Here is a 12,575-nt window from a genome sequence, read left to right as displayed (position 1 = left end):
ATTCCGACCAGCGCGACCGCGGCGTGAGCGAGGGGCTCCTGCGCCGCCCGAAGAACAGAACAAGGATGCGTGAGTGGACCAGATGACCGATCAGCCGTCCGACGAATCCCAGCACGCCCCGTCCGACCCGGAGACCGGTGCGGTGCGCACCGGCGCGAACGCGCCGCAGGGCGCGGGTTCCGGCTTCGTCGTGGTGGCCAATCGGCTGCCGGTCGACCTGGAACGCCTGCCCGACGGCAGCACGCGCTGGAAGCGCAGCCCCGGTGGTCTGGTGACGGCATTGGAGCCGGTGCTGCGCAACAACAAGGGCGCCTGGGTCGGCTGGGCCGGCGTCCCCGACGTCGACGTCGACCCGATCATCGAGGACGGGCTCGAACTGCATCCGGTGCCGCTCTCGGCCCAGGAGGTCGCCGACTACTACGAGGGTTTCTCCAACGGCACGCTGTGGCCGCTCTACCACGACGTCATCGTCCGGCCCACCTACGACCGGGCCTGGTGGGCCGCCTACGTGCAGGTCAACCGGCGCTTCGCCGAGGAGACCGCGAAGGTGGCCGCCGAGGGCGCGACGGTCTGGGTGCAGGACTACCAGTTGCAGCTGGTGCCCAAGATGCTGCGGATGCTGCGACCCGATCTCACCATCGGCTTCTTCCTGCACATTCCGTTCCCGCCGGTCGAGCTGTTCATGCAGATGCCGTGGCGCACCGAGATCATCGAGGGTCTGCTCGGCGCCGACCTGATCGGATTCCACCTGCCCGGCGGCGCGCAGAACTTCCTGTATCTGGCGCGGCGGCTGGCCGGTCAGCCGACCTCGCGCGGCACCGTCGGCGTGCGGTCCAAGCTGGGCGTGGTGCAGGTCGGCTTCCGCACGGTGCGGGTGGGCGCCTTCCCGATCTCGATCGCCTCGGCCGAACTGGACGAGCAGTCGCGCCGGCGGTCGATCCGCGAGCGCGCCGCCAAGATCCGCGCGGAGCTGGGCAATCCAAAGAACATCCTGCTCGGCGTCGACCGGCTCGACTACACCAAGGGCATCGACATCCGCCTCAACGCGCTGGAAGAGCTGCTGGTCGAGGGCCGCTTCGATCCGGCGGAGACGGTGATGGTGCAGCTGGCCACCCCCAGTCGGGAGCGGGTGGAGAGCTACATCCAGATGCGCGGTGACATCGAGCGCCAGGTGGGCCGCATCAACGGCGAGTTCGCCCGCGTCGGCTACCCGGTGGTGCACTACCTGCACCGGCCGATCCCCCGTGACGAACTGCTCGCCTTCTTCGTCGCCGCCGACGTCATGCTGGTGACGCCGCTGCGCGACGGCATGAACCTGGTGGCCAAGGAGTACGTGGCCTGCCACAGCGGCCTCAACGGCGCGCTGGTGCTCAGCGAGTTCACCGGTGCGGCGGCCGAACTGCGCCAGGCCTACCTGTGCAACCCGCACGACCTGGACAGTGTCAAGGACGCCATCGTCTCCGCGCTCGAGGACGACCGGGAGACCAAGCGCCGCCGGATGCGCTCGCTGCGCCGCCAGGTGCTCGCTCACGACGTCGACCGCTGGGCCCGCGCCTTCCTCGACGCGCTGGCCCAGGACCAGGTGGCAGGCAGCGCCTTGATCACCGAGAACGACGACTACGGGGACAACGACGCGCCCACCCGGTGACGCCGGACACACAGCGAGTTCCCAGGGACCGTCCAGCGCGGTCCCAGCCGGGCGGCGCAGGATGGGTGCATGACCGGTGTGCCCGCTGCCGCGCCGCCCGAGGCGCGCGTCCTCGTCGTCGACGACGAGCCGATGATCGTCGAGCTGCTCTCGGTGAGCCTGCGCTTCCAGGGCTTCGAGGTGGAGACGGCGGTCGACGGCGCGCAAGCGCTGGACAAGGCGCGCTCGTTCCGCCCGCAGGCGATGATCGTGGACGTGATGATGCCCGGCATCGACGGGTTCGGCCTGCTGCCGCGGCTGCGCGCCGACGGCATCGACGCGCCGGTGCTGTTCCTCACCGCCCGCGACGACGTGCAGGACAAGGTGGCCGGGCTGACGCTGGGCGCCGACGACTACATCACCAAGCCGTTCAGCCTCGAGGAGGTGGTGGCGCGGCTGCGGGTGGTGCTGCGCCGGGCCGGGCACGGCGCGCCGGTGCGGGAGAGTTCGCGGATCCGGTTCGAGGACATCGAACTCGACGACGACACCCACGAGGTGTGGAAAGCCGGTGTGCCGGTGTCGTTGTCGCCCACCGAGTTCACCCTGTTGCGGTACTTCATGGTGAACGCGGGCACGGTGCTGAGCAAGCCGCGGATCTTGGATCACGTGTGGCGCTACGACTTCGGCGGCGAAGTCGGCGTGGTGGAGACCTACGTGTCGTATCTGCGCAAGAAGGTGGACACCGGTGAGCGCAGGCTGATCCACACCCTGCGCGGCGTCGGCTACGTGATGCGGGCGCCGGGCCGGTGAGCACGGGGCGACCGAGCCGGGACGCCGCCCGCACCGCGCCGGGCCGGTTGCGGCAGGCGCGCGAGTGGATCGGCCACCGGCTCGGCGCCGTGCCGTTGCGGGTGACCCTGGTGCTCGCGCTGGTGGTGTTCGCCGGGCTCGGCCTGCTGGTCTCCGGCACGGTGGTCACCTCGGCGCTGGAGAAGTCACTGCTGGCCCGCACCGATCAGCAGTTGCGCGACGCGGTGATGACGCGCCCACGGGTGCGCCCGACGGTGCCGCCGCCTGCCACCGATCCACGCACCCCGCCGAGCCCGTTCTACATCGTCAGCGAAAGCACCTCGGGCACCGGCACGCTCGTGCTGCGGCCGTTCAACGTGGACGCCGCACCCGACCTGTCCGACACGCCCGTGGGTGAACCGGTGACCGTCGACTCGGTGGGTGACGCGCCGGTGCGCTGGCGGGTGCTCACCGTCGTCAGCGGCGACGACCGCACCACGATCGCGCTGCCGATGACGCAGAACGAGGAGACCGTGCAGCGGCTGGTGATGCTGCAAGTGGTGGTGGGACTGGCGGTGCTGGCGGTGTTGGCGCTGGCCGCCTATTTCGTGATCCGGCGCAGTCTGCGCCCGCTGCGGCGGGTGGAGAACATCGCCGCCGCCATCGCGCGCGGCGATCTGTTCCGCCGTGTCCCGGTGCGCGGCACCAACACCGAGGTGGACCGGCTCTCCCGCTCGCTGAACGGGATGCTGGCCCAGATCCAGTCGGCCTTCGCCGCGACGGAGGCCTCGGAGGCGGCGGCGCGGGAATCGGAGGCCAGGATGCGCCGCTTCGTCGCCGACGCCAGCCACGAACTGCGCACCCCGCTGACGACGATCCGCGGCTTCGCCGAGCTGTACCGGCAGGGCGCCACCACCGATCCCGCGATGTTCATGGACCGCATCGAGCACGAGGCGCGGCGGATGGGCCTGCTGGTGGAGGATCTGCTCATGCTGGCGCGCCTGGACGCGCAACGCCCGCTCGAGATCGGCACCGTGGATCTGCTGACGGTCGCGGGCGACGCGGTGCACAACGCCCGCGCGGTGGCCGCGGCGGCGGACCCGGCCGGCCCCCGGCGCCGGATCGAACTCGACGTCCAGGCGGGCACGGGCACCCTCGAGGTGCCCGGCGACGAGGACCGGCTGCGGCAGGTGCTGGCGAATCTGCTCAACAACGCGCTGACGCACACACCACCGGACGCCGCGGTGACCGTCCGGCTCACCCCGGAGCCCGACGAGGTGATCCTGGCGGTCGCCGACACCGGCCCCGGGCTCACGCCGGAGGCCGCCGAGCGGGTGTTCGAGCGCTTCTATCGCACCGACGTCTCCCGGGCGCGGGCCAGCGGCGGGTCGGGGCTCGGGCTGTCGATCGTGCAGGCGCTGGTGGTGGCGCACGGCGGCAGCGTGTCGGTGGACAGTGCCCCCGGCGCGGGCGCGACGTTCACCGTGCGGCTGCCGCGAGCGGACCGCCGTGCCCCGCACCGGGGCGCGGCCGGGAACGTCAGATCGGCGTGACGGCGTCGACCAGCCAGCGGTCGCCGTCCTTGTTCAGGTTCACCCGCACCCGGCTGCCGGTGGTGGTGCCCTGCGGACTGTCGCTGCTGGTGGTGACCTGGTTGAGGAACAGCATCACCACGGCGTTGTCGCGGTCGGCGGAGACGATGCCCGCGGCCTGGGTGGTGGCCTTGACGGTGAGCTGTTTCTCCTTGGCGCCGGGGGCGATGGCGGCGGTGATGAGCTTCAGGTAGTCCTCCCGGAAGCTGGGCGAGAGGTTGTCGGCCGCCTTGGGCAGTTCGGTGTCGACGGTGGTGTGGTCGTAGGTGAACATCGCCGAGACGGCGCGGTCGGCGGCGGTGAGCGCTTGCTCCCTGGCCTTTTCGTCCTGTTCGGCACTCCAATGGCGCCACCCGCCGAAGCCGATCACGATCAGCGCGGTCAACACCACCGCACCGGCGAGGAAGGAGGCGATCAGTCGGTCGGTGCGCTTCATGGCACGAACTCCACATTCGAGGCGGTGAGGCCGGCGTCCGAGCGGGTCACGGTGACCCGGAACCGGTAGTACCTGGTCTGCGGCTCGGCCTGGCCCGCATTGGTCAGGGTCTGCTTGGCGGCGACGAGCACCTTCGCCGAGTCGTCGTCGTCGCTCTCCAGCGCGGCCTCCACGATCTCGCCGTTGGAGACGACCTTGGCCTGCTGCACGATGCTCAGGAACGGATCCACCCGGCCGTCGAACTCGGTCTTGAACTGCCCCGAGGCCAGCGACAGGATCCGGTCGATGTCCTCCTTGGCGGAGTCGGCGCGGATGGTGGTGAGGTTCAGGATCGCCTGCCTGGCGGTCTGCACGTATTCGGTGCGGCGCTCGGCGCGCTGGTCGATGTCGCGGACCGTCACCACCGAGAACACCGCGCCGGTGATCAGCGCGGCGAGCAGCACCACCGCGGCGGCCGCGAGGAAGATCCTGCGGCCGGTCCCGGTACGGCGGTCGGTCTGCTCGGCGGTGGCAGCGTCGTCGGCCGCGCCGTCGGCGGGCTGCTCGTCCGGCCCGTCCTTCGACAGACCGGCTTTCGACGGGCCGGACTTCGACGGGCCGGACTTCGACAGACCGGACTTGGCCAGGCTGGTCTTCGCCGTGTGCTGCGTGCCGTCCTTCGCCGACACCGCCTCCGCGGCCTCGGCCTCCCCCGCGGCCTCGCTCTGCCCCACGGCCTCGGTCGAACCGGCAGCCTCCGTCGAACCCGCAGCCTCGGTCGAACCCGCGGCATCGGTCTTACTCGACGCCTCGGCTCTACCCGTGACTTCGGCCCTACCCGCGCCCTCGCCCGGCGCGGCCGCCTCGGTGACCGGGGCCTCGCCCGGCTCCCCCACCGGTGGACCGGCCGAGCGGACCGCCTTGCGGCGCGTGCGGCGGGACTGATCGTTGCTGTCGCTCATCGTTGCTGCTCCTCGAGCATCGCCTGCCAGCTCGCCGGTACCGTCCCGGAACCGCCGGGGCCGACATCGCCTTGCCGGTAGGTGCGGCCGTCGGTGCCGATGTAGACACCGGTCGACGGATCATAGGACCGAGCGGCGGCCGGCGCGGTGTACGCGGCGGGTGCGACCTCGGTCGACTCGGTGGTGCCGGGCCCGCCGGCGGGCGCGACCGGGTTGGGCGGACCGAACGGCGGGTTGTCGCCCTCGGGCACATACCCCGTGCGGCACAGCTCGGGCGTGGGCGCCCGGACGCCGGGGAACTCCATGCACGGCGTGTTGCGGATGCCGCGCACCTCGATCGGCGAGTCCTGCGGGATCTTGCAGTACAGGCCGGGCGGGGTCTCGACGAACGTGGTGTCGCTCGGCGAGCGCCGCTGGTCGGGCGGCAGGAAGCCGGTGGTGCAGGCCGGCGGATCGTGCACCGTCGTCATGAAGTCGACGAGCACGCCGTACTCCAGCGGGCCGCGGATCGCGGTCATCAGCGCCGCGACCAGCGGCGGGTAGACGACCAGGATCTGCTCGATGCCCGCGTGGTAGATCGTCGAGACCTGACCCATGCTCACCAGATTCGACAGCAGGATCGGCAGCGTCGGTTGCAGTTCGTTGAACTGCTGGGTGACCCGCTGCATGGCGGCCGGGCTGTCGCGCAGCAGGTTGCGCAGTGCCGGGTCGTGCGCGCGCAGCTGATCGGTCACCGTCGCCAGATCCGCCGTCCACGAGCGGATGGCCGAATCCGAACGCACCTGGGTGTCCAGCAACGGCCCGATCTGCTCGATCAGCTTCTTGGTCGGCTCGGTGCTGTTCTGCGCCTCCTGCACCAGCAGCGAGGCCGAGTCGATGAACCGCTGCAGGTCCGGGCCCGCACCGTTGAACGCCTTGAACGCCTCGTCGATCACCTGGCGCAGCCGGGTGTCGGCGACGCTGGACAGCAGCCGGTCGGTCTGGTCGAGCAGGGTGCCCACGTCCTGCGGCAGCTTGGTGCGCTCCACCGGGATGACCGCGCCGTCGGCGAGGTTGCCGCGGCCGGGCTGCTCGGGCGGGATCAGGTCGACGTACTGCTCGCCGATCGCCGAGACGCTGCGCACCCAGGCGTCGACGTCGGCGGGGATCTTCTGGCTGGAGTCGATGGACAGCTTCGCCGCCACCCCGTCCGGGGTGAGCCGAACCTCTTGCACCCGGCCGACATTGGTGCCGCGATAGGCGACGTTGGCGTGCTCGTACAGCCCGCCGGTCGCGGCCAGCTCCACGGTCACCTCGTAGCGCCCGATGCCGAACATGGCGGGCAGCTGCACGTAGGTGCCCGCCATGACGGTCAGGCCGACGACCGTCAGCACCGCGAAGATCGCGAGCTGGATGCGGACGAATCGGGTCAGCTTCATCGGCCCTGTCCCCCCTCGAGCGGAACGGTGAGCCCGGGGATGGCGGGCAGACCGGGAATCGGCGGCAGGCCCGGGATGGTCGGCGTCGGCGACGGGGTGGGTGTCGGCCCGGCGATCGGGCCGGTGGCCGGGTTGCCGGTGTCGCTGGCCGTGGTCGGGGCGAAGCTGCCGACGATGCCCTCCACGCCGCCGAAGCGCCCGCCCAGCGGGGTGCCGGTCAGCCAGTTGGTGTCCAGCCGCTTGCCGGTCATGTCGACGGTCATGAACAGGTTGAGGTAGTCGCCCTTGATCGCGTTGTCCAGGTTCTTCATCGGGAACGGGAAGGTCAGCAGGATCTTCAGCGACTCGGTGAGATTGTTGCCGGTGTCGGCCAGCTGTTGCAGCACCGGGCCGAGGCTGGCCAGGTTCGCCTTCAGGTTCTCCCCGCTGGTGTCGATGACCCGCTGGGTGACGTCGCTGAGCTCGCCCAGCGCGGTGATGGCGCGGGTGATGTTCTCGCGGCGGTCGGCCAGCACGGTCAGCGCCGGGTGGATCCCGTCGAGCGCGGTCTCGAGCACGGTGCGCTGCTGGGCGAGTTGGCCGCCGAACCGGTCCAGGCCCTCCATCGCGGCGATGATGTCGCCGGTCTGGTCGCGCAGGTTCGTGGTCAGCTCGTTCAGCTGCGGCAGCAGGTCCCGGATGGCGTCCTCGCGGCCGGTCAGCGCGGCGTTGAGCTCCTTGGTGATGGTCTCGAGTTGCGCGATGCCGCCGCCGTTGAGCACCACCGACAGCGAGGACAGCACTTCCTCGGTGGTCGGGTAGGCGCCGGCCCGGTCCAGCGGGATGACGTCACCCGGCCGCAGCTGCCCTTCGGGGACGACGTCGGTCGGCGGGCTCAGCTCGACGTGGTTGGAACCGAGCAAGCTGGTCTGGCCGATCTTGGCGATGGCGTTGGCGGGCAGGCGCACGTCCCGGTTGAGCGAGACGGTCACCAGGGCGTGCCAGTCCTGCACCTCGATGTCGGTTACCGAGCCCACGTCGACGTCGTCCACCCGGACCGGCGAATTCGCGGTCAGCGTGGTGACATTCGGCATCTGGATCCGGATCTGATAGGCGCCCTCGCCGGTGCCCTCGGCGCCGGGCATGGGCAGCGAGTTCAGGCCGTCCCATTCGCAGGCGGTGAGGCCGAGGGTCAGCGACACGCCCAGCGCCAGAACCGTCGCGGTGCGACGCGCGCGTCTCATCGTCCACCTCCCGGAATCGCCAGCCCGGCCAGGCCGTTGGGCACCGTGACCGCCGGGACGGGCCGCGGGTTCTTCACCTCGTCGGGCACCTCGTTCGCCAGGCTCGGTGGGCTGAAGGTCAGCTGGTTCGGGAAGGCCTGCACGCCGGTGGCCGGGTTGAGCATGATCGGCGCGTAGTTCATCGCCAGCGAGTCGATTACCGGGGCCAGGTAGGTCGCGCACAGGTCGGCGCTGCGGTCGGAGTCGTTCTCCTCCAGCGCGCGCACCGAACCGCACAGGAAGCTCAGCGGGTCGGCGGTGTTGTTCAGGGCGACGGCGCCGGTGAGCGTGCCCTGCGCGGGCTTGTAGAGCTGGTAGAAGTTCACCAGCGCGGTCGGCCCGGAGTGCAGCACGCGCTCCACCTCGGGCCGCTTGTCGACCAGGATCTGGGTGACCTCGGCCAGGCGCTGGGTGCTCTCGGTGAGCTCGGCGCCGCTGCTGTCGAGGAAGCGCTGCACGTCGGCCACGGCCAGGTCCAGGTTGTCCAGGCCCGCGCCGAGATCCTCCGAGACCCCGGCCAGCACCGACGACACCGAGGCCAGCCTGCCGCCGAACTGCACGATCTGTTCGTTGCTCGCCGAGAGCACCTCGACGAACTGCTGCAGGTTGCGAATGGTGCCGAACAGGTCGGTGCGGCCGTCGGAGAGCGTGTTCAACGTGGCCGACAGTTCGCGCAGCGTTTCGCGCATGCGCTCGCCGTTGCCGTCGAGGTTCTCCGCCGCGGTGTCGACGAACCGGCCGAACGAGCCCTGCTGGTCGTCGCCGACCGGGCCCAGGGTGGTGGCCAGCTTGGACAGCTCGGCCTTGATGTCGTCCCATTCGACCGGCACCGCGGTGCGCTCGATCGGGATCTCGTCGCCGTCGCCGAGCTTCTCCCCACCGGTGTAGGCCGGGGCGAGCTGGATGAAGCGGGCGGTCACCAGCGAGGGCGAGACGATCACCGCGCGGGCGTCGGCGGGCAGGTCGACGCCGCGGTCGACCGTCATCGTCACCTTCACCCGCTCGTGGCCCGGCTCGACCTTGTCGATGCGGCCCACCTTGACGCCGAGCACCCGCACGTCGTCGCCGGCGTAGAGGCCGTTGGTGGACGGGAAGTAGGCGGTGACCGTGGTGGTGCCCAGGCGGGTGATGCCCTGATAGGCGCCCGCGGCGACGAGCGCCACCACCACGGCGCCCGCGAGCAGCAACACCCAGCGCGGCGGTTTGCGGAAGATCTTCGAGCTGTTCATCGGGGCGGCTCCTGCACGGCCGGCTCGATCGAGGGCGGCGGGTTCAAGAAGAAGTTGCGCAGGTCGGCGGGCAGATGCTCCGGCCAGACCAGGGCGTCGACGAGGGGCTGCAGACCGACGCTGGTGGCGTTGACGACGTAGGCGTTGAACCACGGGCCGTTGCCCACCTGCTCACCGAGCGCGGCCGCGAACGGCCCGAGCCCGTCGAGCGCTTCGGTGATGTTCTGCCGGTTGCGCTGTAACACGTCCAGCACCGAGTTCAGCCGGTCCAGGGCGGGTTGCAGCTGCGCCTCGTTGTCGGCGACCAGCCCGCGCAGCTGCTGCGCCAGCCCGTTGACGTGCACGATGAGCTGCCCGATCGCGGTGCGGCGGGCGTCCAGTTCGCCGAGCAGTTGGTTGCCGTCCAGCAGCAGCGCGTTGATCTGCGCGCTGCGGTCGGACAGGATCTTGGTGACGTTCTGCGCCCGCTCCAGCAGCTGCGAGAGCGCCTGGTCGCGGCTGTTGATCGTGCGGGAGAGCTCGGTGACCCCGTCGAGCGCCGCGCGCAGCGGCGCGGGGGTGTCGGCGAAGGTGGCCGAGAGCGCATCCAGTGTCTGGTCGACCTTGTCCATGTCCAGCCCGTCCACCGTGGTGGCCAGCTCGCCGAGCGCGTCGTTGAGCGAGTACGGCGAGGTGGTGCGCTCGAGCGGGATGGTGTCCGCGCGGCGCAGCGCCCCTGCCCCGGCGGGCACCACCTCGAGCGACTTGCGCCCGAGCACGGTGTTGGTCTTGATCGCTGCGGACGTCTTGTCGCCCAACACGATCGACTCGTCGAGGGTGAAGCGCACCAGCACCTTGTCGCCGGCCAGCTCCACCTCGTCGACGCGTCCCGAACGCACCCCGGCCACCTGCACGTTGTCGCCGGGCACCAGCCCGCCCGCGTCCGCGAAGTAGGCGGTGTAGGCCGCGCCCGCCCGGATGAACGGCAACCGGTCGAACTGCAGGGCCGACAGAGCGACGGCGACCGCGACGACGATGCCGACGATGCCGATGGTCACGGCGGGAGATCGCTGCTCGTTCATCAGAACGCACACCTTCCCGTGTCCTGGCCGCCGGGCATGTTCACCAGCAACGGTTTGCCGTCGGGTCCGTCGATGATGAAGTTCGTGGCACAGACGTAGAGGGCCAGGAACGAGCCGTAGGAGCCGATGCGGATGAGCTTGCGGTAGGTCTCGGGCAGCCGCTCGATGACCCACTGCATGGTGTCCTCGCCCGCGTTCAGGTTGGTTGCCAGGCGGCCGGTCTGCTCGACGGTGTTGCGCAGATCGGGGCGGGCCTGGGCGAGCAGATCGGTGAGGTCACCGGTGGCGCCCGCGATCCGCGGGATCGCCGCACCGATCGGGTCGCGGTCCTGTGCCAGCCCGCTGACCAGGCGTTGCAGTTCGGTCAGGGTGGTGTCGAACTGCTCGCCGCGCTCGTCGATGGTGGCCAGCACGGTGTTGAGGTTGTCGATCACGCTGCCGATCAGCGCGTCGCGCTCGCCGAGGGTCTTGGCGAAGGAGCCGCCGCTGTCGAGCAACGACACCAGCGTGCCGCCCTGTCCCTGGAACACCTGCAACAGCGCCTCGGTCAGGTCGTTCACCTGGCCGGGGTCGAGACCGCGCAGCAGCGGTTTGAACCCGCCGAGCAGCATGTCCAGATCGAGGGCCGGTGCGGTGCGCTCCTTGGGAATGGTGCCGCCCGCCTTCAGCACGTCGGCCGAGCCCGGCCCGTCGAGCAGTTCCAGGTAGCGGTCGCCGACCAGGTTCTCGTACTTGATCTGGGCCCGGGTGCTGGTGAGCAGCCGGTACTTGCGGTCGACGTCGAACTCGACGTGGGCCAGGTAGTCCTTGCCCACCTCCACCGAGGTCACCGAGCCGACCGGCACACCGGCGATGCGCACCTTCGCCCCGGGCAGGATGCCCGAGGAACTGGTGAACACCGCGTGGTAGCCGTGTTCCCGCGCGAAGCGCATCTGGCTGAACACGACGGCGAGACCGGCGAAGATCAGCGTCATCACCAGCGTGAAGATGGCCAGCTTGACCGTGGTCGCGGTGTTCCTCACGGCGCGCTCACCCCCGGCAGGCCGGCGAACAGCAGCTGGAACACCTTGGGTCCGTTGAACTTCAGCTCCATCGACGGCACGTACGGCCCGCCCTCGCTCGTGTCGGTGACGACGTAGTTCGCATGGCTGCCCGGTACCCGGTCGACCAGGCCCTCGCAGCGCGGGCCGCCGGTCGCGTTCACCTTCGGCAGGTCGTCGGGATAGGTGTAGGGCTCGGCGCCGAACATGAAGTTGGTGTTCATCGCGACGCCGGGCTGGTTGCCGCCGAACACCGCCTCGCCCACCGGCAGCAGATTCGCGACCGCGTTGATCATGCAGTTCAGGCCCGGCGCGTATTCGTCGAGCAGTGCCGTGGTCGGTCGCAGCAGATCCAGTGCGGTGCCGAGGTTCTGCTCGTTCTCCCGCAGCACCGACCCGGTGGTGTCGGCCAGCCCGGTGAGGTTGGCGAGCATGTCGTCCAGGCTGCTCTGTTCGTCGACGAGGGTCTGGCTGGTGACCACCGCGTTGTCCACGGTGCGCAGTAGATCACCGACGGTGTCGGCGTACAGGTGCGACACGTCGGCGGTCGCGCGCAGATCCTCGCGCAGCGTCGGCAGGGTGGGGTTCATCTCGCGCAGGTACACGTCCAGATCGGCCAGCAGCGTGCCCAGGGTCTGGCCGCGGCCCTGCAATGCCTGGCCCAGCGCCGCCAGCGTGGCGTTGAGCTTCTGCGGTTCGAGTTTGGCCAGCACATCGGACAGGTGCTGGAACAGCGTGTTGAACTCGACGGTGACCTGCTCGGCGACCACGGTCGCGCCGGGCCGCAGCGAATCCGAGGACGGCACCTGCGGCACAACGAAATTGACGTACTTGGCGCCGAACACCGTGGTGGACCTGATGTCCACGCCCGCGTTGGCGGGCACCAGCTTCAGTTTCTCGGGGTCGAGTGCCAGCTCCAGCGTGGCGCCGTTCTCGTCCTGGCGCACCGCGGCGACCTTGCCGATCTCCACGCCACGCACCTTCACCTTGGCGTCGGGGTCGAGCACCAGACCGCTGCGCGGTGCCTGCACCAGCACCGTCGCGGTCCTGGTGAAACCGCCGACGAACATGGTCAACGCGACCGCGACGATCGCGACCAGCGCGAGCACCATCGCCAGCCCGGCCAGTTTGAGGCCGAGCGCATCGCGTAACTGCTTGGAATCCGCCATGTCCCTACTCG

11 protein-coding genes are annotated in these 12,575 nt (G+C 70.3%); 3 read left to right on the top strand and 8 right to left on the bottom strand.

Annotated features, from left to right (window positions below):
* Positions 1-82 precede the first annotated feature (82 nt).
* From CRM89_RS24730 to CRM89_RS24720, 3 genes are all read left to right on the top strand, one after another.
* On the top strand, positions 83-1,648 hold the full coding sequence (locus CRM89_RS24730; RefSeq protein ID WP_060593663.1) for a trehalose-6-phosphate synthase: 1,566 nt from the start codon (positions 83-85) through the stop codon (positions 1,646-1,648).
* A gap of 69 nt (positions 1,649-1,717) precedes the next feature.
* The gene (locus CRM89_RS24725) at positions 1,718-2,437 is read left to right on the top strand and encodes a response regulator transcription factor (RefSeq protein WP_011207078.1); all 720 of its coding nucleotides are present in this window, start codon (positions 1,718-1,720) and stop codon (positions 2,435-2,437) included.
* On the top strand, positions 2,434-3,969 hold the full coding sequence (locus CRM89_RS24720) for a HAMP domain-containing sensor histidine kinase (RefSeq protein ID WP_305778356.1): 1,536 nt from the start codon (positions 2,434-2,436) through the stop codon (positions 3,967-3,969). The genes CRM89_RS24725 and CRM89_RS24720 overlap by 4 nt, the downstream gene beginning before the upstream one ends.
* Here the strand turns inward: CRM89_RS24720 and CRM89_RS24715 are convergent.
* Genes CRM89_RS24715 through CRM89_RS24680 form a run of 8 tightly spaced genes read right to left on the bottom strand, consistent with a single transcriptional unit; the run spans position 3,956 to position 12,564 of the window.
* Positions 3,956-4,444 (bottom strand): h domain protein, encoded by a 489-nt coding sequence (locus CRM89_RS24715; RefSeq protein WP_098086436.1) that lies wholly within the window; start codon positions 4,442-4,444, stop codon positions 3,956-3,958. The genes CRM89_RS24720 and CRM89_RS24715 overlap by 14 nt on opposite strands.
* Positions 4,441-5,385: a hypothetical protein gene (locus CRM89_RS24710; protein WP_098086435.1), complete on the bottom strand. Its 945-nt coding sequence runs from the start codon at positions 5,383-5,385 to the stop codon at positions 4,441-4,443. The genes CRM89_RS24715 and CRM89_RS24710 overlap by 4 nt, the downstream gene beginning before the upstream one ends.
* The gene (locus tag CRM89_RS24705; protein WP_011207074.1) at positions 5,382-6,803 is read right to left on the bottom strand and encodes an MCE family protein; all 1,422 of its coding nucleotides are present in this window, start codon (positions 6,801-6,803) and stop codon (positions 5,382-5,384) included. Before CRM89_RS24705 ends, CRM89_RS24710 begins: the two co-directional genes overlap by 4 nt.
* A complete protein-coding gene (locus CRM89_RS24700) occupies positions 6,800-8,026 on the bottom strand; it encodes an MCE family protein (protein ID WP_011207073.1) in 1,227 nt (408 codons plus the stop codon). The genes CRM89_RS24705 and CRM89_RS24700 overlap by 4 nt, the downstream gene beginning before the upstream one ends.
* Positions 8,023-9,294: an MCE family protein gene (locus CRM89_RS24695; protein WP_011207072.1), complete on the bottom strand. Its 1,272-nt coding sequence runs from the start codon at positions 9,292-9,294 to the stop codon at positions 8,023-8,025. The genes CRM89_RS24700 and CRM89_RS24695 overlap by 4 nt, the downstream gene beginning before the upstream one ends.
* Entirely contained in the window at positions 9,291-10,355 is a 1,065-nt protein-coding gene (locus CRM89_RS24690; protein ID WP_011207071.1) for an MCE family protein, read from the bottom strand. Before CRM89_RS24690 ends, CRM89_RS24695 begins: the two co-directional genes overlap by 4 nt.
* Positions 10,355-11,377: an MCE family protein gene (locus tag CRM89_RS24685; RefSeq protein ID WP_011207070.1), complete on the bottom strand. Its 1,023-nt coding sequence runs from the start codon at positions 11,375-11,377 to the stop codon at positions 10,355-10,357. Before CRM89_RS24685 ends, CRM89_RS24690 begins: the two co-directional genes overlap by 1 nt.
* Positions 11,374-12,564 (bottom strand): MCE family protein, encoded by a 1,191-nt coding sequence (locus CRM89_RS24680; protein ID WP_060593667.1) that lies wholly within the window; start codon positions 12,562-12,564, stop codon positions 11,374-11,376. The genes CRM89_RS24685 and CRM89_RS24680 overlap by 4 nt, the downstream gene beginning before the upstream one ends.
* Positions 12,565-12,575 lie beyond the last annotated feature (11 nt).

The sequence above is a fragment of the Nocardia sp. FDAARGOS_372 genome (genome assembly GCF_002554515.1).
GTDB classification, from domain to species: domain Bacteria; phylum Actinomycetota; class Actinomycetes; order Mycobacteriales; family Mycobacteriaceae; genus Nocardia; species Nocardia farcinica.
Note: the sequence above shows the minus strand (reverse complement) of the source record. Positions and strands in the feature narration are given on the sequence as shown.

Excerpts from the sequence above, each read along its gene's own strand:
- CRM89_RS24705 (WP_011207074.1), bottom strand. The coding sequence starts at position 6,803 with ATGAAGCTGACCCGATTCGTCCGCATCCAGCTCGCGATCTTCGCGGTG.
- CRM89_RS24700 (WP_011207073.1), bottom strand. The coding sequence starts at position 8,026 with ATGAGACGCGCGCGTCGCACCGCGACGGTTCTGGCGCTGGGCGTGTCG.
- CRM89_RS24730 (WP_060593663.1), top strand. The coding sequence starts at position 83 with ATGACCGATCAGCCGTCCGACGAATCCCAGCACGCCCCGTCCGACCCG.
- CRM89_RS24710 (WP_098086435.1), bottom strand. The coding sequence starts at position 5,385 with ATGAGCGACAGCAACGATCAGTCCCGCCGCACGCGCCGCAAGGCGGTC.
- CRM89_RS24715 (WP_098086436.1), bottom strand. The coding sequence starts at position 4,444 with ATGAAGCGCACCGACCGACTGATCGCCTCCTTCCTCGCCGGTGCGGTG.
- CRM89_RS24695 (WP_011207072.1), bottom strand. The coding sequence starts at position 9,294 with ATGAACAGCTCGAAGATCTTCCGCAAACCGCCGCGCTGGGTGTTGCTG.
- CRM89_RS24725 (WP_011207078.1), top strand. The coding sequence starts at position 1,718 with ATGACCGGTGTGCCCGCTGCCGCGCCGCCCGAGGCGCGCGTCCTCGTC.
- CRM89_RS24690 (WP_011207071.1), bottom strand. The coding sequence starts at position 10,355 with ATGAACGAGCAGCGATCTCCCGCCGTGACCATCGGCATCGTCGGCATC.
- CRM89_RS24680 (WP_060593667.1), bottom strand. The coding sequence starts at position 12,564 with ATGGCGGATTCCAAGCAGTTACGCGATGCGCTCGGCCTCAAACTGGCC.